Source organism: Kaistia geumhonensis (genome assembly GCF_030815145.1).
GTDB classification, from domain to species: Bacteria; Pseudomonadota; Alphaproteobacteria; order Rhizobiales; family Kaistiaceae; genus Kaistia; species Kaistia geumhonensis.
The window spans coordinates 4,079,461-4,098,564 of the sequence record NZ_JAUSWJ010000001.1 but is presented as its reverse complement, the minus strand read 5'-3'; the positions used below and the strand labels follow the sequence as shown (position 1 = coordinate 4,098,564).

Annotated in this window: 24 protein-coding genes; 18 read left to right on the top strand and 6 right to left on the bottom strand. The window is 68.3% G+C overall.

Features of this window, described 5'->3' with window-relative positions:
* Nucleotides 1–46: 46 nt before the first annotated feature.
* Nucleotides 47–958: a cytochrome c oxidase subunit II gene (gene coxB / locus QO015_RS19445; RefSeq protein ID WP_370877473.1), complete on the bottom strand. Its 912-nt coding sequence runs from the start codon at nucleotides 956–958 to the stop codon at nucleotides 47–49.
* 304 nt (nucleotides 959–1,262) lie between these two features.
* On the opposite strand from coxB, the gene QO015_RS19440 reads away from it, so the two are divergent.
* From QO015_RS19440 to QO015_RS19425, 4 genes are all read left to right on the top strand, one after another.
* On the top strand, nucleotides 1,263–1,844 hold the full coding sequence (locus QO015_RS19440; protein WP_370877439.1) for an invasion associated locus B family protein: 582 nt from the start codon (nucleotides 1,263–1,265) through the stop codon (nucleotides 1,842–1,844).
* 12 nt (nucleotides 1,845–1,856) lie between these two features.
* The gene (locus QO015_RS19435; RefSeq protein WP_266283686.1) at nucleotides 1,857–2,468 is read left to right on the top strand and encodes a pyridoxamine 5'-phosphate oxidase family protein; all 612 of its coding nucleotides are present in this window, start codon (nucleotides 1,857–1,859) and stop codon (nucleotides 2,466–2,468) included.
* A gap of 108 nt (nucleotides 2,469–2,576) precedes the next feature.
* A complete protein-coding gene (gene tldD, locus QO015_RS19430) occupies nucleotides 2,577–4,001 on the top strand; it encodes a metalloprotease TldD (protein WP_266283685.1) in 1,425 nt (474 codons plus the stop codon).
* A 126-nt stretch (nucleotides 4,002–4,127) separates the two neighbouring features.
* Nucleotides 4,128–4,526, top strand: a complete 399-nt coding sequence (locus QO015_RS19425; protein ID WP_266283684.1) for a DUF2147 domain-containing protein — start codon at nucleotides 4,128–4,130, stop codon at nucleotides 4,524–4,526.
* 36 nt (nucleotides 4,527–4,562) lie between these two features.
* Here QO015_RS19425 and pdxH read toward each other — a convergent pair whose 3' ends face one another.
* Nucleotides 4,563–5,165, bottom strand: coding sequence for a pyridoxamine 5'-phosphate oxidase (pdxH, locus tag QO015_RS19420; protein ID WP_266283683.1), 603 nt, complete (start codon nucleotides 5,163–5,165; stop codon nucleotides 4,563–4,565).
* A gap of 141 nt (nucleotides 5,166–5,306) precedes the next feature.
* On the opposite strand from pdxH, the gene QO015_RS19415 reads away from it, so the two are divergent.
* The gene (locus tag QO015_RS19415; protein ID WP_266283682.1) at nucleotides 5,307–5,765 is read left to right on the top strand and encodes an RT0821/Lpp0805 family surface protein; all 459 of its coding nucleotides are present in this window, start codon (nucleotides 5,307–5,309) and stop codon (nucleotides 5,763–5,765) included.
* A gap of 124 nt (nucleotides 5,766–5,889) precedes the next feature.
* Nucleotides 5,890–6,864, top strand: a complete 975-nt coding sequence (locus tag QO015_RS19410; protein WP_266283681.1) for a DnaJ C-terminal domain-containing protein — start codon at nucleotides 5,890–5,892, stop codon at nucleotides 6,862–6,864.
* Nucleotides 6,865–6,867: 3 nt separating this feature from the next.
* On the opposite strand, the gene QO015_RS19405 is transcribed toward QO015_RS19410, so the two are convergent.
* The gene (locus tag QO015_RS19405) at nucleotides 6,868–7,830 is read right to left on the bottom strand and encodes an L-threonylcarbamoyladenylate synthase (protein ID WP_266283679.1); all 963 of its coding nucleotides are present in this window, start codon (nucleotides 7,828–7,830) and stop codon (nucleotides 6,868–6,870) included.
* A gap of 220 nt (nucleotides 7,831–8,050) precedes the next feature.
* Between QO015_RS19405 and QO015_RS19400 the strand changes: the two genes are divergently transcribed.
* The gene (locus tag QO015_RS19400) at nucleotides 8,051–8,983 is read left to right on the top strand and encodes a histone deacetylase family protein (RefSeq protein ID WP_266283678.1); all 933 of its coding nucleotides are present in this window, start codon (nucleotides 8,051–8,053) and stop codon (nucleotides 8,981–8,983) included.
* Here the strand turns inward: QO015_RS19400 and QO015_RS19395 are convergent.
* Nucleotides 8,980–9,615, bottom strand: a complete 636-nt coding sequence (locus tag QO015_RS19395) for a MarC family protein (protein ID WP_266283677.1) — start codon at nucleotides 9,613–9,615, stop codon at nucleotides 8,980–8,982. The two genes, QO015_RS19400 and QO015_RS19395, sit on opposite strands and share 4 nt — an antisense overlap.
* Nucleotides 9,616–9,744: 129 nt before the next feature.
* Here QO015_RS19395 and QO015_RS19390 point away from each other — a divergent pair, with 129 nt between their 5' ends.
* Complete coding sequence (locus QO015_RS19390) at nucleotides 9,745–9,996, top strand: exodeoxyribonuclease VII small subunit (protein ID WP_266283676.1); 252 nt, start codon at nucleotides 9,745–9,747, stop codon at nucleotides 9,994–9,996.
* A 102-nt stretch (nucleotides 9,997–10,098) separates the two neighbouring features.
* The gene (locus tag QO015_RS19385; protein WP_266283675.1) at nucleotides 10,099–11,022 is read left to right on the top strand and encodes a pirin family protein; all 924 of its coding nucleotides are present in this window, start codon (nucleotides 10,099–10,101) and stop codon (nucleotides 11,020–11,022) included.
* 9 nt (nucleotides 11,023–11,031) lie between these two features.
* On the opposite strand, the gene QO015_RS19380 is transcribed toward QO015_RS19385, so the two are convergent.
* Together QO015_RS19380 and QO015_RS19375 are read right to left on the bottom strand one after the other, a co-directional pair.
* A complete protein-coding gene (locus QO015_RS19380) occupies nucleotides 11,032–11,367 on the bottom strand; it encodes a GIY-YIG nuclease family protein (RefSeq protein ID WP_266283674.1) in 336 nt (111 codons plus the stop codon).
* A 78-nt stretch (nucleotides 11,368–11,445) separates the two neighbouring features.
* Nucleotides 11,446–11,745, bottom strand: a complete 300-nt coding sequence (locus QO015_RS19375) for an accessory factor UbiK family protein (RefSeq protein ID WP_266283673.1) — start codon at nucleotides 11,743–11,745, stop codon at nucleotides 11,446–11,448.
* Between the two features lie 149 nt (nucleotides 11,746–11,894).
* Here QO015_RS19375 and lgt point away from each other — a divergent pair, with 149 nt between their 5' ends.
* The 9 genes from lgt (at nucleotide 11,895) to ychF (ending at nucleotide 19,104) form a co-directional block, all read left to right on the top strand.
* The gene (lgt, locus tag QO015_RS19370) at nucleotides 11,895–12,713 is read left to right on the top strand and encodes a prolipoprotein diacylglyceryl transferase (protein ID WP_266283671.1); all 819 of its coding nucleotides are present in this window, start codon (nucleotides 11,895–11,897) and stop codon (nucleotides 12,711–12,713) included.
* Nucleotides 12,706–13,773, top strand: a complete 1,068-nt coding sequence (locus QO015_RS19365; protein WP_266283669.1) for a class I SAM-dependent methyltransferase — start codon at nucleotides 12,706–12,708, stop codon at nucleotides 13,771–13,773. The genes lgt and QO015_RS19365 overlap by 8 nt, the downstream gene beginning before the upstream one ends.
* Before the next feature lie 12 nt (nucleotides 13,774–13,785).
* Nucleotides 13,786–14,562, top strand: a complete 777-nt coding sequence (pgeF, locus tag QO015_RS19360; RefSeq protein WP_266283668.1) for a peptidoglycan editing factor PgeF — start codon at nucleotides 13,786–13,788, stop codon at nucleotides 14,560–14,562.
* Nucleotides 14,563–14,674: 112 nt separating this feature from the next.
* The gene (locus tag QO015_RS19355; protein ID WP_266283667.1) at nucleotides 14,675–15,343 is read left to right on the top strand and encodes a hypothetical protein; all 669 of its coding nucleotides are present in this window, start codon (nucleotides 14,675–14,677) and stop codon (nucleotides 15,341–15,343) included.
* Nucleotides 15,344–15,470: 127 nt separating this feature from the next.
* Complete coding sequence (locus QO015_RS19350; protein WP_266283666.1) at nucleotides 15,471–16,403, top strand: ribose-phosphate pyrophosphokinase; 933 nt, start codon at nucleotides 15,471–15,473, stop codon at nucleotides 16,401–16,403.
* A gap of 111 nt (nucleotides 16,404–16,514) precedes the next feature.
* Nucleotides 16,515–17,132, top strand: a complete 618-nt coding sequence (locus tag QO015_RS19345; RefSeq protein ID WP_266283664.1) for a 50S ribosomal protein L25/general stress protein Ctc — start codon at nucleotides 16,515–16,517, stop codon at nucleotides 17,130–17,132.
* Between the two features lie 29 nt (nucleotides 17,133–17,161).
* The gene (gene pth, locus QO015_RS19340; protein WP_266283662.1) at nucleotides 17,162–17,866 is read left to right on the top strand and encodes an aminoacyl-tRNA hydrolase; all 705 of its coding nucleotides are present in this window, start codon (nucleotides 17,162–17,164) and stop codon (nucleotides 17,864–17,866) included.
* The gene (locus tag QO015_RS19335; RefSeq protein WP_266283660.1) at nucleotides 17,866–18,000 is read left to right on the top strand and encodes a PIN domain-containing protein; all 135 of its coding nucleotides are present in this window, start codon (nucleotides 17,866–17,868) and stop codon (nucleotides 17,998–18,000) included. Before pth ends, QO015_RS19335 begins: the two co-directional genes overlap by 1 nt.
* A 9-nt stretch (nucleotides 18,001–18,009) precedes the next feature.
* On the top strand, nucleotides 18,010–19,104 hold the full coding sequence (gene ychF / locus QO015_RS19330; protein ID WP_266283658.1) for a redox-regulated ATPase YchF: 1,095 nt from the start codon (nucleotides 18,010–18,012) through the stop codon (nucleotides 19,102–19,104).

Below are 19,104 nucleotides of genomic sequence, written 5' to 3'. Positions count from 1 at the left end.
CTTCCGAAGAGGCTGGAGCATTGTTCGTTTCAGCGACGCCGCTCGATCAGCGCGTCGCGACTTCCACGCTCGATCCGGCGGCGGCCACCTTGGCGGCCTCGGCCTTGATGCTCTCGTCGAGCGCCTTGTAGGCACCCGGCAGGTCGGTCTTGGCGGCGGTGACCCAGGCCTGGAACTGTTCGGGCTTCACGACGCGGATGGCGATCGGCATGAAGGCATGGTTGATGCCGCAGAGTTCGGAGCACTGGCCGTAATAGACGCCCTCGCGCTCGGCCAGGAACCAGGTCTCGTTGAGACGGCCGGGAATGGCGTCGATCTTGATGCCGAAGGCCGGCAGGGCGAAGGAGTGGATGACGTCCTGCCCGATGACCTGCATGCGGACCACGGTTCCGACCGGCACCACCATGTCGTTGTCGACGGCGAGCAGGCGCGGCTGCGTGGCCGGATCGGTGATCTGGTCGTCCGAGAGCATGGTCGAATCGAACGCGACGCCCTCGTTGTCCGGATATTCGTAGTTCCAGTACCACTGGATGCCGGTCGCCTTGACGGTCAGCACCTTGGCCGGATCGTAGTCCTTGATGATGCGGCCGGGATCCTGCTGCGCGAAGAGCAGCGAGAAGGACGGCACGGCGATGCCGATGAGGATCAGGATCGGCGCGACCGTCCAGACGACCTCGATCATGGTGTGGTGCGAGGTGCGCGACGCGGTCGGATTGGCCTTCGCGTTGAAGCGGACCATCACATAGATGAGCAGCGCCAGCACCAGCAGCACGACGAGCACCATCGCGATGACGATGCCGATGTTGAATGCGTTGATCCGCTCCATGATCGGCGAAGCCGGCTCCTGAAGCCACATCGCCCAAGGCGTCGGCTGGGCGGCTTGCGCCGGACCCGACATGGCGCCGATGGCCGCCGCGATCGACCCGCCGAGCCCGAGGCCCGATCCGAGACGCGTCATCGCCTTCGTCACGTCGTCACTCCCTCTTCATTCCATCGCAGCCCCGGAGCGAGCGCAGATTCGGCCTCCGTTGCGCCATTTTCAATGACAGTATAGGCCGAAGGCAGCATGCTTCCACGGGCGAATGCGGATTTGCCGTGCATCGCCCGAGACAAACCACATGGACCTTTGCCTCGCAACGGTGGATCGTGAGAAATGATGCGGCAAATCGCGCCCGCGGCCACCTCCCGAAGCGGCTGCGGCGAAGGGCGCGCGCCATGACCGGCGCGGCTCGCAAATGGCTGGATTCCAGGAGATCGACCCCTTGACCATCACCCTTTCCAACAGCCGCGCCAGGGGCAACCGCGCGAAGGAATCCGGTTCCCGCGCGAAGGGCTCGGCCGCGCGCCTCGCGGGCCTCGCCGCCGTGCTCGGGCTCGCGCTCGCGCCGCTCGCGGTCCCGGCCCCGGCACTCGCGCAGGGCGTGTCCAAGGGCATGCATGGCGACTGGGAGACCCGCTGCGACCGGCCGCCGGGCGCCCAGGAGGACATCTGCTCGATGATGCAGTTCGTGACCGCCGAGGACCGCGACAATGTCGGCCTCTCGGTCATCGTCCTGAAGACGGCCGACAAGAAGGCCAAGGTGATGCGCATCCTGGCGCCGCTCGGCGTTCTGCTGCCGTCCGGTCTCGGCCTCAAGATCGACAACAACGAGATGGGCCGCGCAGGCTTCGTCCGCTGCCTTCCGGACGGCTGTCTCGCCGAGGTGATTCTCGACGACAACCTCATCCAGAAGCTCCGGAACGGGAAGATGGCGACCTTCGTGATCTTCCAGACGCCGGAAGAGGGCATCGGCATCCCGATCTCGCTGAACGGCTTCGGCCCCGGCTTCGACGCGCTGCCCTGACGGAGGCCGGCGATGGCGGCGATCACCTCGGCCGATTCCCTGCGGGCGCTCTACGGCGCGCCCTCCCCGCGCTCGCTCGCCAAGCAGCTCGACCATGTCGACGCGCATTGCCGCGCCTTCATCGCGCTGTCGCCTTTCCTCGTCCTGTCGACCCAGGGGCCGGACGGGCTCGGCGACGCGACGCCGCGCGGCGACCATCCGGGATTCGTCGCCGTCGCCGATGAGAAGACGCTGGTCATTCCCGACCGGCCCGGCAATGGCCGCGTCGATTCGCTCTCGAACCTCGTCGAGCGGCCGGGCATCGGTCTTCTCTTCCTGATCCCCGGCTTCGACGAGACGCTGCGCGTCAACGGCACGGCGGTGATCGAGGACGACATGGCGCTCCGGACGGCGCATGCGATCAATGGCCGCCCGCCGCTCACGGTTCTCGTCGTCACGGTGCGCGAAGCCTATCTCCAGTGCGGCAAGGCGTTGATGCGCTCGAAGCTGTGGGCCGAAGAAAGCCGTGTCGAGCGCAGCCGCCTGCCGACCATGGGCGAGATGATCAGGGACCAGACCCGATCCCTCGATCCGCCCGAGACGCAGGACGTCATGCTCGCCCGCTATCGTCAGGCGCTCTACTGAGCTGCCCGCCGCCGGGGATGCGAAAGCCCCTCGCCTTCCCTATCTGACCGGTCTGACCTTTCGCGGCCCCGCCGATTGCGCGCGCCGCCCGACCTCCTGGAGTTTCCCATGGCCGACGAACATCTCTCCATCCTCGCGCGCGCCGGTCTTGATCGGGCGGAAGCCGAGAGTGTCGTGGGCGAGGCGCTCGCCGGTGCCGACGACGGCGAGCTCTATCTCGAATATGCCGAGAGCGAGGGCCTGCTCTTCGACAACGGCCGCCTGTCCAGCGCCAGCTACGATTCGCGGCAGGGCTTCGGCCTTCGGGCCGTCGCCGGCGAGGCGGTCGGCTATGCGCATTCCGGCGAGGTGTCCATCGACGCCATCCGCCGCGCCGGCGAGGCTGTCGCATCGGTGAAGGCTGGCCGGTCCGGCACGCTGGCGGAAGCGCCGGCCGGCACCAACCGCCGCCTCTATACAGACGAGAACCCGCTCGGCAGCCCGAGCTTCGCCGAGAAGGTGCGCCTGCTCGAGGAGATCGATGCCTATGCGCGGGCGAAGGATCCGCGCGTGCGGCAGGTCAGCGCCTCGCTGGCGGGCTCCTGGCAGGTCGTGGAGATCCTGCGGCCGGACGGCACCTTCCGCCGCGACATCCGCCCGCTCGTGCGCATCAACGTCTCGATCGTCGCCGGCGACGGTGACCGGCAGGAGCAGGGCTCCTACGGCATGGGCGGCCGCGAGGCGTTCGGCGCCTTCGTGGCGACCGGATCGTGGCAGCATGCGGCCGACGAGGCCCTGCGCCAGGCGCTGGTCAATCTCGAGGCCATCCCCGCCCCTGCCGGAACCTTCGACGTCGTGCTCGGTCCCGGCTGGCCGGGCGTCATGCTGCACGAGGCGGTCGGCCACGGTCTCGAAGGCGATTTCAACCGCCGCGGCGAAAGCGCCTTTGCCGGGCTGATGGGCCAGCAGGTGGCGGCGAAGGGCGTGACGGTCGTCGACGACGGCACGATCCTCGACCGCCGCGGTTCCCTCTCCTTCGACGACGAGGGCACGCCCACCCAGGCGACGACGCTGATCGAGGACGGCATCCTGGTCGGCTACATGCAGGACCGCCAGAACGCCCGGCTGATGGGCGTCGCGCCGACCGGCAACGGCCGCCGCCAGTCCTACGCCCATGTGCCGATGCCGCGCATGACCAACACGATCATGCTCGGCGGCGCCCATGATCCAGCCGAAATCCTCGGTTCGGTGAAGAACGGCCTCTACATGGTCTCGTTCGGCGGCGGCCAGGTCGACATCACGAGCGGCAAGTTCGTGTTCTCCTCGACCGAGGCGTATATGATCGAGAACGGCCGCATCGGCGCGCCGGTGAAGGGCGCCATGCTGATCGGCAACGGACCGGAGGCGATGCGCCGCGTCTCGATGGTCGGCAACGACATGCAGCTCGATCTCGGCATCGGCACCTGCGGCAAGCGCGGCCAGGGCGTCCCGGTCGGCGTCGGCCAGCCGACGCTCCGGATCGACCAGATCACCGTCGGCGGCACGGCGACCTGACGGAACACGAGATCGGCGGGGCTCCCCCTTGCCGGCGGCGGAACGTCGCACATCTTTCTCAAGCGGAAGCCGAGCCGCGCGCGCGGCTCGCAGAGATGTTCGACGCCGATTGCCCGGAGGCCCCCGATGTTCCGCACCATCGCCCCTTCCCTCTTCAGCTCCGCCCTCGCTGCCCTCCCCTTGGCGCTTCTGGCGCCCATCGCAACTGAAGCCGCGACGCCGATCACCGGCGTCTGGGCGCGCGGCGACGGCAACGCCCATGTCCGCATCGAACCCTGCGGCGCGAATGTCTGTGCGACCAATATCTGGGTGAAGCCGGGCCGGAAGGACGAAGCGGTCGGCGACACGCTCGTCATGATGGTGAAGCCGGAGAGCGAGAAGCGCTATGCCGGCAAGGCCTATGACAAGCGCCGCAAGCTGACCTATTCGATGGAGATCGACGTCAAGCCGAACCTGCTCAGCAGCCGCGGCTGCCTGCTCGCGGGGCTCGCGTGCAAGTCGATCAGCTGGCGGCGGCTCCAGTAGCAGGCCGCCGGCCTTCGCGAACCGGAGGGTCGAACCTCAGGGGTAGAGCCGCTGGCTCTGCCACCCTTCGGCGTCGGTCGACGATCGCGTGAACAACACGCGGTCATGCAGGCGGAAGGCGCCGTCCTTCCAGAACTCGATCTGCTGCGGGCGGATGCGGAAGCCCGACCAGTGCGGCGGGCGCGGAACCTCGCCGATCGGATAGCGCGCCGCGACGAGCGCGACGGCCTTTTCGAGCGCGAAGCGCGATTCGAGCGGGCGCGACTGCTGCGAGGCCCAGGCGCCGAGCCGGCTGTGGCGGGGCCGAGTCGCGAAATAGGCGTCGGCCTCGGCCGCGGTCACCTGTTCGACCGGTCCGCGCACACGCACCTGACGGCGCAGCGACTTCCAGTGGAAGAGCAGCGCCGCCTTGGGCTGTGCGATGAGTTCGCGGCCCTTGGCGCTCTCGCAATTCGTGTAGAAGACGAACCCGTCTCCGTCGAAATCCTTCAGGAGCACCATGCGCACATCGGGAAGACCGTCCTCGTCGACGGTCGCCAGCGCCATGGCGTTAGGGTCATTCGGCTCGCTCTTCTCCGCCTCGAGAAGCCAGGCGGCGAACAGACCGAAGGGATCGCCCGCTTCCGTGAAGTCACTCATTCTTAACCCCGATCCGTCGATGCTTGCGCCACTCCCGCGAGGTGCGTGCGTGCCGCGACTGACGACAGATATAGCGGGTGCCAGCCCGATCGCCAGCCGAACCCTGATCGGGTTCATCGGCCTGCCTAGCGGTGGTCACCTTTGAAGCGGCTCGGATGCGCATTCCTGTGCCTCGCGCTTTCAGGCTGCGGCCTGACGCCGTTCGGCAGCGATGCGCTGGATACGACCACCACCGGCTCGATCGCTCCGGTGCCAGCCACGACGACGGCGACGAGCCCCGTCCCGCCGAGCGCAGCGCCCTCCCCCGTCGTCGCCTCGCTCGACCCGTCCGATTGGGAAGCCATTCGCGCCGTCTCGGCGGAGCGTCTCGCCACGGCCGGCGCCGGTTCGGAGATCGACTGGACCAACCCTGATACCGGCAACAGCGGCACCATCGCCCCGCTCGCCGCGATGCGGCCGCAGGACGGGCTTTCCTGCCGGCCCTTCGTTCTCACCGTCAGCGACGTGCGCGGCGTCCGCCGCTACCAGGCGAGCGCCTGCCGCGGCGAGGGCGGCTGGCAGCTTCACGACGTGACGGCCGACGACAAGGCGCTGCTCTGACGCTGCCGAAAAGCACGGCCGAAACACGCCGCTCGACTGGAATCAATTCCTACGGCTTCTTATATGAAACACCGATCCCGGGTCTTTGGAACGGGACCGAATTCTGCCCGTCAGGGGGTTTTCAATGAGAGATCCATATCAGGTCCTCGGCGTCGCGAAGACGGCGAGCGAGGCCGAAATCAAGAAGGCGTTCCGGAAGCTCGCCAAGGCGTCGCATCCGGACAGCAACCAGGACGACCCGAAGGCCCAGGAGCGCTTCGCCGAGATCAACGCCGCCTATGAGATCGTGGGCGACAAGGAAAAGCGCGGCAAGTTCGATCGCGGCGAGATCGACGCCGAGGGCAAGCCGCGCTTCCAGGGTGGTTTCGAGGATTTCCAGGGCTTCTCGTCGCGGGGTCCGCGCCCCGGTCCGGGCGCGCAGAGCTTCCGCTGGACGAGCCAGGGCGGCGCGGGACAGGGCGCCGGCGACGACGACATCCTCTCGGAGATCCTGTCCGGCTTTTCCAACCGGGCCGGTTTCGGCGCTCGCCGCGGCGGTCCGCGGCCGCAGGCGCCGCGCACGGCCGGCGAGGACGTGCAGGCGACCGTCGCCGTGACGCTTGAGCAGCTGATGCTCGGCGAAAAGGTGCAGGTCGAGCTGCCGACGGGCCGCACGCTGGAAGTCTCGATTCCCGCCGGCACGCGGTCCGGCAAGCAGATTCGCCTGCGCGGTCAGGGCTGGGCATCACCCGACGGCGGCCCGACCGGCGACGCGATGGTGACCGTCGAGTTCGTTCCGCATCCGCTCTTCAAGGTCGAGGGCGACAATCTTCGGATCGAGCTGCCGGTCTCGCTCGACGAGGCGGTTCTCGGCGCCAAGGTGCGCGTGCCGACGCTGGGCGGCCCCGTCACCATGACCGTCCCGGCCGGCTCCAATGGCGGCCGGCTGATGCGGCTGAAGGGCAAGGGACTTCCGACGGCGCTCGGCGGTCACGGTGACCTTCTGGTCGCGCTGAAGCTGATGCTGCCCGACGAGATCGATCCCGATTTCGAGGCGCTGATGCGACGCTGGCGCGAAGCCGGCCACGCATCGGTGCGCGGACCCGAATACGGCGCCTGATTCTCAGGGACGCGGGGCGGCGGCGCGGGCGAGACGATCTCGGATCGCCTCGCCGAGGCCTTCGTGCGGGATCGGCGCGACAGCGATCGTTTCCGAGAGCCCGTCGAGCTCGCGCAGCGCGGCGAAGAGGCGCGCCGCGGCTTCGACGACATCGCCCCGCGCGCTGAGATTGACAACTGCCACCGCGCCGTCGGCACCCCGCGGGAGGTCCGGGCCGAAGGCGATCAGCGCCTCGCCCGGCTCGACGCGGTCGACATCGAGGCGCACGGCGGCGGTGGGAGCATAATGGGAGGCGAGCATGCCGGGCGCGACTGGCGCGGCCTCGGCATGGGTCCGCGCGAGGAGCGGACGCCCCGTCACCGCCTCGATCGCGGACCGGGCGAGGCCGCCGGCCCGAAGCAGCACCACGCGGTCGGCTTCGACCTTCAGGATCGTCGATTCGACGCCGACACGCGTCGGGCCGGCGTCGAGGATGATTCCGACGCGCTCACCGAGGTCCGCCGCGACATGCGCGGCGCTGGTCGGGCTAACATGGCCCGACCGGTTGGCGCTCGGCGCCGCCAGCGGGCCGCCGAATGCTTCGAGCAGCGCATGCGCGACGGGATGGGCCGGCACGCGGATCGCGACGGTGTCGAGACCGGCTGTCGCGAGATCGGAGAGCGGCGCATCCGCGCGCTTCGGCAGAACGAGCGTCAGCGGGCCGGGCCAGAACGCCTCGGCGAGACGGCGCGACAGCGGATCGAACAGCGCGAGCGGATCGGCGGCCGCAAGATCGGCGACATGCGCGATGAGCGGGTTGAATCGCGGCCTGCCCTTGGCGGCATAGATGCGGGCGACGGCCTCGCCGTTTCCGGCATCGGCCGCGAGCCCGTAGACGGTCTCGGTCGGCATGCCGACGAGCCCGCCGGCGACGAGCACCGCGACCGCCTCCGCGATCGCCCCCGGATCGGATGCTGACCTGATCATGCCGTGCGATGCCTCGGTGCCCATCGGCCGCTTGAAGCGGCCGCGGCGGCCGGCGTCAAGGCCGGCGGGGCGACCGGATGCCGCAAAGGGGCGCAAAAGCCGCATTCCGCACCCCGTCCGGATCGTTCGGCCCTCGCTGTGCGTTGGCCGGGCTGGTAGAACCAAGCGGCCGGCGCGGAGCGCTCTCCCCGGCGAGCGCCGAAAGACGAGACGGGAGTCCATGGCGACGCTGCTCATCCATCATCCGATCTTCGCCAGGCACCTCGTCCCCTTCGGCCATCCCGAGCGACCCGAGCGTATCGCTGCTGTCGAGGCGGCGCTGGCGCTGCCCGCCTTCGATGCGCTGCGCCGCGAGGAGGCCGCGATGGCGGACGAGGCGATGATCCTCTCCTGTCACACCCGCGCCCATCTCGACGCCATCCGCCATGCGAGCCCGAGCGAGGGCATGGGCCGGCTCGATGCCGATACCGTCATGTCGCCCAAGACATTCGAGGCGGCCCTCACCGCCGTCGGCGGCGCCTGCCAGGCGGTCGACGCGGTCATGACGGGCGCTGTGGCCAACGCCTTCTGCGCGATGCGCCCGCCCGGCCACCATGCCGAGCCGGAGCGGGCCATGGGCTTCTGCTTCTTCAATCAGGCCGCCATCGCCGCCCGCCACGCGCAGGCGCATCACGGCGCGGGCCGCGTCGCGATCGTCGACTGGGACGTGCATCACGGCAACGGCACGCAGGCGATCTTTTGGGACGACCCTTCGGTGCTCTATTGCTCGACGCACCAGATGCCGCTCTATCCAGGCACCGGCGCGGCGTCGGAGACGGGCGCGCACGGCACCATCGTCAACGCCCCGCTGCCGCCCGGCGCCGATGGTGCCCTGTTCAGGAACGCCTTCGAAACGCGCATCCTCCCCGCCATCGACGCCTTCCGGGCCGATCTCGTCATCATTTCGGCCGGCTTCGACGCTCACCGGCGCGATCCGCTCGGCGGGCTGGAGCTCGACGAGGAGGACTTCGCCTGGGCGACCGACGCGCTGATGGCACGGGCCGACCGCGACTGCGGCGGCCGTATCGTCAGCATCATGGAAGGCGGCTACGACCTCAAAGGCCTCGCCGGATCGGCCGCAGCCCATGTGACGCGGCTGATGACCAGCACCTAGCCGAGCCAGGCCGGGAAGAGCTTTCCGAGCGAGCCGACGATCATTTCCATGGCGATAGCCGCCAGCACGAGCCCCATCAGCCGTCGCGTCAGCGACAGTGTCATCGGCGACATCCAATGGCTGATCAAGGGTGCGGCGAGCATGGCGATGCCGAAGAAGACGAGATAGAGGGCGAGCGTGATCGCATAAACGCCCATGGCGCCCGCCTCGGCAGAGGTTTGCGCGAAGACGATGACCGTTGCCATCGTCCCCGGTCCAAACGCGATCGGAATGCCGAGCGGGTAGACGCCGATGCTGGAGGCCGAGGAGAACTTGGCCTGCTCGTCTGGCGTCCCGGCATGGGAGGGGTGATCCTCGCCATTCAGCATCGTGAGGGCGATCAGCAGGACGATCAGCCCGCCCGCCAGACGGAAATGCGGGATATCGATGCCGAAGACATTGAGCAGCAACCGGCCCACCAGGGCGCAGATCACGCTGCCTATGGTCACGGTCGCGATCATGACGAGCGCCGTTCGCCGGCTGGCGGCGGGAGGCTGGCCTCCCGTCATGGCAAGGAAGACGGGCAGCGTGGTCAGCGGATTCATGATGGCGAACATCGCCGCGAAGAACTTGAAGCCTACAGTCCAGTCCATCGGTCACCGTCTCTCGATTGCACCACGGCGCGAGCATAGCCCCAGGGGAAGCCGCGCATCCACCCGCGCCATGCTTGCCTCCCGCCCGCCAATGATCGAAAAGAGGCGCGTCAGTTGCGGAGAGCCCTCATGACCGAAACGGCCGCCCCGATCGCCAGCCTCACCTTCGAGAAGGCGCTGGCCGAGCTCGAATCGATCGTCGGCCATCTCGAGCGCGGCGATGTTCCGCTCGAGGAGTCGATCCGTATCTACGAGCGCGGCGAGGCTCTGAAGAAGCATTGCGAATCGCTGCTCGCCCAGGCCGAGGCGAAGGTCGAGAAGATCCGCATCGGCGCGTCCGGCCAGGCGGTCGGCACCGAGCCGCTCGACGTCGGCGACTGACGATCCACTGAACGATCCGTCGCCGAACGCGCTTCTTCCCGCAGCGCCCGTCAGCGTCCATCTTCAGCGGACGACGCTGCAACGAAGGATGCCGGAGGCGACATGAGCAATCTGACCGACAAGGACCCGATCTTCGGGGACGCCGCCTCCAGCGACGCCGTCGAGCTCGTCGTCGTGCCGCGAACGGCCGATATCGGCGGCTTCACGGTGCGTCGGGCGCTGCCCACCGCCAAGCGCCGCCTGGTCGGCCCCTTCATCTTCCTCGACCAGATGGGTCCCGGCGAATTCGATCGCGGCAAGGGTCTCGACGTGCGGCCGCATCCGCATATCGGACTGGCGACGGTCACCTATCTCTTCGATGGCGAGATCGTCCACCGCGATTCGACCGGCGTCGAGGCGACCATCCTGCCGGGCGCCGTGAACTGGATGACGGCCGGCCGCGGCATCGCGCACAGCGAGCGGTCGAGCGGCGAGTTCCGCACGCGGCCCGATCATCGCGGCCTCGCCGGGCTTCAGACCTGGGTGGCGCTGCCGAAGACGCATGAGGAGACGGCGCCGGCCTTCCATCACCATGACGCCGCAACGCTCCCGGAAGTGGTCGCCGGCGGCGCGCGGGCGCGGCTGATCCTCGGCGAGGGTTGGGGTGCCGAGTCACCTGTCGCGACCTTCACCGACACGATCTATGCCGAGATCACGCTCGAGGCCGGCAGCAGCATCCCGATCGACGCGATCCATGTCGAGCGCGCGCTCTATCTCTACGAGGGCGAGATCGAAATCGCCGGCGACAGCTTCGAGGCCGGACGGCTTCTCGTGCTGAAGCCGGGCGACCCGATCACGGTACGCGCGCGCACTTCGGCGCGATTCGTCCTCGTCGGCGGCGAGCCGATGGATGGGCCGCGCTATATCTGGTGGAACTTCGTCTCCTCATCGAAGGAGCGCATCGAGAGCGCCAAGGCCGACTGGAAGATGGGCCGCTTCGACAAGGTGTTCGGCGACGAGCAGGAATTCATCCCCCTTCCCGAATGAACGCCGTCTCTAGACGAGCGCGGCGCCCAGCCGGCTTCGCCACGCCGAAAGCCGGTCCTTGAGGATGGCGCGGAGCAGATAGGGCGTCTCGGGCGGCTCGATCCGTTCCAGAACCTCGAAGGCGAGATCGATTTCGCCATTCTTGTCGAAGGCCGCCTGCAGCGCCGCACCGGGGTGGCTGCCGAACCGCAAGCTGAAGAAGATGCGGTTGGCGATCGCCTCGACGTCCGGCGTCTGTCCGACGAAGACGGCGCCGCTCGACCGGCTGCGGATCGCATAGATGCCGGGCGCATCCTTGCGCTTGCGATAGGCGTCGACCGCCGCCTTGCGCCGTTCCCGATCCATGATGAAGCTCCGCCGTCGTCCGATGACCACGGCGGTATATTACCCGGACTTTATCCTGTCAATTTGATCCGGATAAAATCAGGTCTGTTCGGGCGTCGGGGGAGCGGCGGTGACCTGGCCGCCGGTCATCAGAGCGAGCTTCGCCTCGAGCGCGGCGACGCGAGCCGCGAGCGCATCGTTCTCGGCGCGGGCCTTGGCGGCCATCTCGCGCACCACATCGAAATCCTCGCGCTTCACGAAGTCCATCTCGGACATGAAGCGCTCGGCCTGGTGGCGCATGGCGGTCTCGGCCTCGCGGCGCACGCCCTGCGCCATGCCGGCGGCGTCCGTCATCAGCTTGGCGAAATCGTCGAAGAGACGGTTGGGGCGCTCGTCCATGGCAATCCTCCGGATGCGAACCTGTCGCTGTGAAGAGACTATGGGTGGCCGCCCGACCGGTCACAAGAGCCTGAACCGCCATCGCGGCTGCGGCTCTTGACCGCTTCGGGCGGATCAGCGCACCAATGCCGCGGCAGCAAAGGCGAGCGATGCTCTACGTCATCCCCTACCCCACCATCGATCCGGTGCTCATCGCGATCGGTCCCTTCGCGATCCGCTGGTACGCGCTCGCCTATATCGTCGGCATCCTGTTCGGCTGGTGGTATGCGAAGCGGCTGGTTTCCAACGCCCGCCTCTGGGGCAAGGACGGATCGCCGATCACCCCCGTCGATCTCGACGATTTCGTGCTCTGGGCGACGGTGGGCATCATCGTCGGCGGCCGCATCGGCTATGTGCTCTTCTATGATCCCGGCGCTTTCCTCGCCGCGCCGCTGACGATCTTCGAGGTCTGGCATGGCGGCATGTCGTTCCATGGCGGCTTCCTCGGCACGACCATCGCCATGGCGCTGTTCTGCTGGAAGCGCGGCATCCCGTTCCTGTCGCTCATCGACGTCATCGGCCCCAGCGTCACCGTCGGGCTCTGCCTCGGCCGGCTGGCGAACTTCATCAACGGCGAACTCTGGGGCCGTCCCGCCGACGTGCCCTGGGCGATGGTTTTCCCCAATGCGGACGGCCAGCCCCGCCATCCGAGCCAGCTCTACGAGGCGGCGCTGGAAGGCATCGTCCTCTTCCTCGTGCTGCGCATCCTGACGCACAAGCAGCTTCGCCTGCGCCAGCCGGGCTATGTCGCCGCCGTCTTCGCCATGGGCTACGGACTCGCGCGCATCATCTCCGAGTTCTTCCGCGAGCCCGACATCCAGATCGGCTATTTCTCCGGCGGGCTCACCATGGGTATGCTGCTCTCCGTCCCGATGGTGCTCGCCGGCCTCGGCCTTCTCATCTATGTCCGCCGTCGCGACCGTGTCTGAACCGGCGACGCCGCTCGCCCTGCGGCTCGCCGCGCGCATCCGCGCCGATGGCCCGATCACCGTCGCCGATTATATGGCCGCCTGCCTCGGCGATCCGGAGCATGGCTACTACATGCGCCGCGATCCCTTCGGCGCGGCCGGCGACTTCGTCACCGCCCCCGAGATCAGCCAGATGTTCGGCGAACTCGTCGGCCTCTGGGCGGTGGAGACCTGGCGGCGGATGGGCAGCCCGGCGCGGGTCGTGCTCACCGAATTCGGCCCGGGCCGCGGCACGCTGATGGCCGACGCGCTGCGCGCCGCCCGTGTCGCACCCGACTTTCGCGCCGCGGCGACGCTCGTGCTCGTCGAGACCAGCCCGCATCTGCGAACGATCCAGCAGGAGGCCCTCGCGTCGCACGCTCCCGTCTTCGCGAGCGGTTTGGAGGAACTGCCGGACGGCCCGCTCATCGTCATCGCCAACGAGTTCTTCGACGCGCTGCCGATCCGCCAGTATGTGCGGACGGAGCAAGGCTTCGCCGAGCGCATGGTCGGCCTCGTCGATGGTGCCCTCGCTTTCGGCCTGCGTCCGGCTGCCCGTCCGCCTGTCGTCCCGCACGGTCTCCCCATCGGCGCCATCATCGAGACGAGCAGCCCGTCGGTCGCCGTCGTCACGAGCCTCGCCGATCGATTCGCCCATGCGCCCGGTGCGCTGCTCGCCATCGACTACGGCCATGACGGCGGTGTCGGGGATACGCTCCAGGCGTTGCGGCACCACCGCTTCGTCTCGCCGCTCGAAACCCCGGGCGAGGCCGACATCACCGCCCATGTCGATTTCGCCGCGCTCGCCGCCGCCGCGCGCCGGGCCGGCGCCGTAACGTTTCCGCTGACGGATCAGGGCGATTTCCTGCTTCGCCTCGGCCTCCTGGAACGCGCCGGCGCGCTGGGCGCCGGCAAGGATGCGGCGACGCAGGACGCGATCCGCGCCGCGGTTGACCGGCTTGCCGGTCCCGACGCCATGGGAACGCTGTTCAAGGTGCTGGTCGCGGCATCGCCCGGCCTCGTGCCGCCCCCTTTCGACTGAAGGACCGACCCGATGAAGATCACCGCCGACGCGCTGGACCTCCCCGGAATCCGCCACGGCTTCTACACCCGGCAGGGCGGCGTCTCCGACGGCATCTATGCGAGCCTCAACTGCGGCGTCGGCTCGTCCGACGAGCGGACGCGGATCCTCGAGAACCGGGCGCGCGTCGCCCGCGACCTCGGCGTCGCCCCCGACCGCCTCGCGACGCCCTATCAGGTGCATAGCCCGGATGTCGTCGTGGTCGACGAGGTCTGGCCCGCCGGCGAAGGCCCCAGGGCGGATGCGGTCGTGACGGCCCGGCCCGGCCTCGCCGTTGGCGTCGGTACGGCGGACTGCGGTCCGCTGCTCTTCGCCGATGCCGAGGCGCGCGTCGTCGGCGCGGCCCATGCCGGCTGGCGCGGCGCCTTCACCGGCGTTCTGGAAGCAACGCTCGCCGCGATGGAGGGGCTCGGCGCCGATCGCGGGCGCATCACGGTCGTGCTCGGTCCGACCATCTCCGCCGCCTCCTACGAGGTGGGGCCGGAATTCGTCGCCCGCTTCCTGGAGGCCGACACCACCAATCAGCGCTTCTTCGCGCCGTCGGAGCGCGAGAGGCATCGGCAGTTCGATCTTCCGGCCTATCTCGGCCATCGCGCCGCCGCCGCCGGCGCCGGCCGCTTCGTCGATCTCGGCCTCTGCACCTATGCCGATCCGGCCCGCTTTTATTCCTATCGCCGCATGACCCATCAGGGCGAAGCGGACTATGGGCGGCTGCTTCACGCCATCGCACTCGCCGATGAGGAAACGTGATCGGGACAAGTGAGCGGATTTGATCGGATGACCGGCCGAATTCTGGACCGGTCCGGCATTTGCCGCTAGGAAGGGTCCGGGGGCTCCGGTTGCGGACCGGCGGGACGATGGAATGACGGTGAAGGCATATCGGCCGGTCTGGGCCCTCCTTGCCATGGCTGCGCTGGGGCTTTCCGCCTGTGGCAGCGGCGAAGGCATCAGCGGCGCGGCCCAGTCCATGGCCAATGCGGCCATCCCGCCGATCTCCGCGACCCCGCCTTCCGTACCGCTGTCGCAGGCGAAGTTCGCCTTCGCGCCGGTGACGGGCGCCCCCGCGACGGTTCTGACCAACATTTCGGCCGAGCTCGGCAAGGAGGCCTTCGCCCAGCAGGTGAGCCTCGTCCCGGTCGACGATCCGGCGGCGACCTATATCGTGAAGGGCTATCTCTCGGCGGTCGGCGACGCCTCGGGCACCATCGTCGTCTATGTCTGGGACGTTTTCGACCGCAGCGGCAAGCGCGTGCATCGCATTTCCGGCCAGGAAACGGCGCCCGGCGCCGGCGTCGACCCGTGGCGCGGCGTCGACCGGTCGACGGCTATGGATGTCGCGCGGCAGACGATCAGCGCCATCGTCGCCTGGGGACGGAGCGGCCCGGCGAATGCAGGGGCGGTCGCCAGCGCGCCGATCGCGCCCGCCCCGGCGGCCGTCACGGCAACGCCCGTGAGCGCCACCGAGACCCAGACACTGCCGGCCACGACGGCTCTGCCGCCGCTGCCGTCATCCACCATACCGGCGAACTGAACCGCGCCGCGACGCAATCGCGTTTGCAGTGCGGAAGTGGACTTGCTACAACGCCGCCGCTCCGCCCAACGATGCCGCCCCGGAATCGATCGCAACTCGCGAAGCAGGACCAACGGGACCCCACACCTTGAAGCTGGTTGCCGGAAACTCCAACCGGGTGCTCGCCGAGGCGATCGCCACCTATCTCGAGATCCCGCTGGCCAAGTGTCTCGTCAAGCGGTTTGCTGACCAGGAGATCTTCGTTGAGATCCAGGAAAATGTCCGCGGCGAGGACGTGTTCGTCATCCAGTCGACGAGCTATCCGGCCAACGACCACTTGATGGAGCTCCTGATCATCATCGATGCGCTGCGCCGCTCCTCGGCGCGCCGCATCACGGCGGTCCTCCCCTATTTCGGCTATGCGAGGCAGGACCGGAAGGCCGGCCCGCGCACGCCGATCTCGGCCAAGCTCGTCGCCAATCTCATCACCCATGCCGGTGCCGACCGCGTTCTGACGCTCGACCTGCATGCCGGGCAGATCCAAGGTTTCTTCGATATCCCGACCGACAACCTCTTCTCGGTGCCGGTGATCACCCGCGATATCCGCGAGCACTACGAACTGCAGAACATCATGGTCGTGTCGCCGGACGTTGGCGGCGTGGTGCGCGCCCGTGCGCTCGCCAAGCGCATCGACGCTCCGCTGGCCATCGTCGACAAGCGGCGCGAGCGGCCCGGCGAATCCGAGGTCATGAACATCATCGGCAATGTCGAGGGACGCGACTGCATCCTCTTCGACGACATCGTCGATTCGGGCGGCACGCTGTGCAACGCCGCCGAGGCGCTGCTCGCCAAGGGCGCGAAGTCGGTCGTCGCCTACATCACCCATGGCGTTCTCTCGGGCGGCGCCGTCGCGCGCATCGCCTCGTCGATGCTCAAGGAACTGGTGATCACCGATTCGATCCAGCCGACCGAGGCCGTGCAGGGCGCGCCCAATATCCGCGTCACCTCGATCGCGACGCTGATCGGCGAGGCGATCAACCGCACCGCCAGCGAGAAGTCGGTGTCGAGCCTCTTCATCTGAGGCGGACCTTCTTTCCTTGTCCTTCGCCGGCGCCTCGTCTATAAGGCGCGCGGCCGCGCCGACACCCCTGGAGGCACCGCGGCCTTTTTCGTTTGGACAAGGAGAATTCCGATGAGCACTTCCTACGAGCTCACGGCCTCCGTGCGCAACCGCGTGGGCAAGGGGGCCGCCCGGGCGTCGCGTCGCGAAGGCAAGATTCCGGCCGTCATCTATGGCGACAAGCAGCCGCCCCTCGCGATCGAGCTGTCGCACAAGGACGTGTACATGAAGCTGCATGGTGGCGGCTTCCTGACCACCGTGGCCACGATCAATGTCGACGGCCAGAAGATCCGCGTCATTCCGCGTGACTACGCGCTCCACCCCGTGAGCGACCAGCCGATCCACGTCGACTTCCTGCGCGTGACCGTCGGCGCCTCGCTGCACGTCAAGGTTCCGGTCCAGTTCGTGAACGAGGACAAGGCGCCCGGCCTCAAGAATGGCGGCGTGCTGAACATCGTCTCGCACGAACTCGACGTCACGGCGCCGGCCGATGCGATCCCCGATCACATCGTCGTCGACCTGACCGGCCTCGAGATCGGCTCGTCCGTGCATCTGTCCGGCGTCTCGCTGCCGGAAGGCGTCAAGGCGACCGCGGCGGACGACGTGACGCTGGCGACCATCGTCGCCCCGGCGGCGCTGACCTCGGAAGAGGCGGCGGAAGCTGCGGCGGCCGAGGCTCCCAAGGCCTGATCCGGCTGACCGGTTCGGGACGCGCAGCGATGCTCCTCATCGTCGGCCTCGGCAATCCCGGCGGCCAATATGCCCTGAACCGGCACAATATCGGCTTCATGGCGGCGGATGCGATCCACCGCCGCCATGGCTTCGGACCCTGGCGCAGCCGCTTCCATGCGGATGTCGCCGAGGGCACGCTTTCGGGGCGGCGCACGCTGCTCATGAAGCCGCAGACCTATATGAACGAGAGCGGCCGCGCGGTTGCCGAGGCTGCCCGCTTCCTCAAGATCCCGAACGCCGACATCGTCGTTATGCACGACGAACTCGACCTGCCGCCCGGCAAGACGCGGATGAAGGTCGGCGGCGGCCATGGCGGCCATAATGGCCTGCGTTCGATCACCGCCCATCTCGGCGACGACTACCGGCGCCTGCGCCTCGGCATCGGCCACCCCGGCGCCAGGGAACTCGTGGCGGGCTATGTGCTTCACGATTTCGCCAAGGCGGACGGCGCATGGGTGAACCCGCTGCTCGATGCGATCGCCGACAGCGCCAATCTCCTCGCCGACGGCAAGGATTCGACCTTCGCCAACCGTCTGCACCGAGCGACGGAGCCGCCGAAGCCGGCCAAGCCCGAAGCGGGGCCCGATGCCCCCCCTCCCCCGTCGGCCAAGGCCACGTCGTCGTCTGAGCCGAAGCCCGCCGACGGTCCTTTCGCGGCGGGGCTCAAGCGGCTGTTCGGCAAGGGCGACTGATGCTCGCATCGGCAGCGCGCGCCGGCTGCGGCCTTTTCTTCTCGGAGGATCTCGCCCGCGGGCGGGTCGTCGACGACATGAGGATCCTCGAACTGTTCCGAAGCGATACCAATCTCGACACTCTCCTGAACTGAAAGAACACCATGGGCTTCAAATGCGGGATCGTCGGCCTGCCGAATGTCGGCAAGTCGACCTTGTTCAACGCTCTGACCAAGACGGCAGCGGCGCAGGCGGCCAACTATCCCTTCTGCACCATCGAGCCGAACACCGGCGAGGTGGCGGTGCCGGACCCGCGGCTCGACACGCTGGCGCGGGTTGGCAAGTCGCACGAGATCGTGCCGACGCGCCTTACCTTCGTCGACATCGCCGGCCTCGTGCGCGGCGCCTCGAAGGGCGAGGGTCTCGGCAACCAGTTCCTCGCCAATATCCGTGAGGTCGACGCGATCGCGCATGTGCTGCGCTGCTTCGAGGACGGCGACATCACCCATGTCGAGAACCGCATCGACCCGGTCGCCGATGCCGAGACGGTCGAGACGGAGCTGATGCTCGCCGATCTCGACAGCCTCGAGCGGCGCGTCGTCCCGCTCAGGAAGCGGGCGGCCAACGACAAGGAAGCCAAGCATCAGGCCGACCTGATGGACGCCGCCCTCGCTCTGCTCCGCGAGGGCAAGCCGGCCCGCCAGCTCAAGGTCTCCGCCGAGGATCGCGCCGCCTTCGATGCCCTGAATCTCCTGACCTCGAAGCCCGTGCTGTATGTATGCAATGTCGAGGAAGCCTCGGCCGCGACCGGCAATGCCTATTCGAAGCGCGTCGAGGAAATGGCCAAGGCCGAGGGCGCGGGCTGCGTCGTCATCTCGGCGGCGATCGAATCCGAGATCGCCCAGCTCGATGCCGCCGAGCAGAAGGACTTCCTCGAGACGCTCGGCCTCGAAGAGCCGGGCCTCGACCGGCTGATCCGCGCCGGCTACGCCCTGCTCGGTCTCATCACCTATTTCACCGTCGGCCCCAAGGAAGCCCGCGCCTGGACCATTCCGGTCGGAACCCGCGCACCGCAGGCCGCCGGCGTGATCCATACCGATTTCGAGCGCGGCTTCATCCGCGCCCAGACGATCGGCTTCGAGGATTACGTGCGCTACAACGGCGAAGCCGGCGCCAAGGAAGCGGGACGCGCCCGCGACGAAGGCAAGGACTATGTCGTAGCCGATGGCGACGTCATGCTGTTCCGCTTCAACACCTGA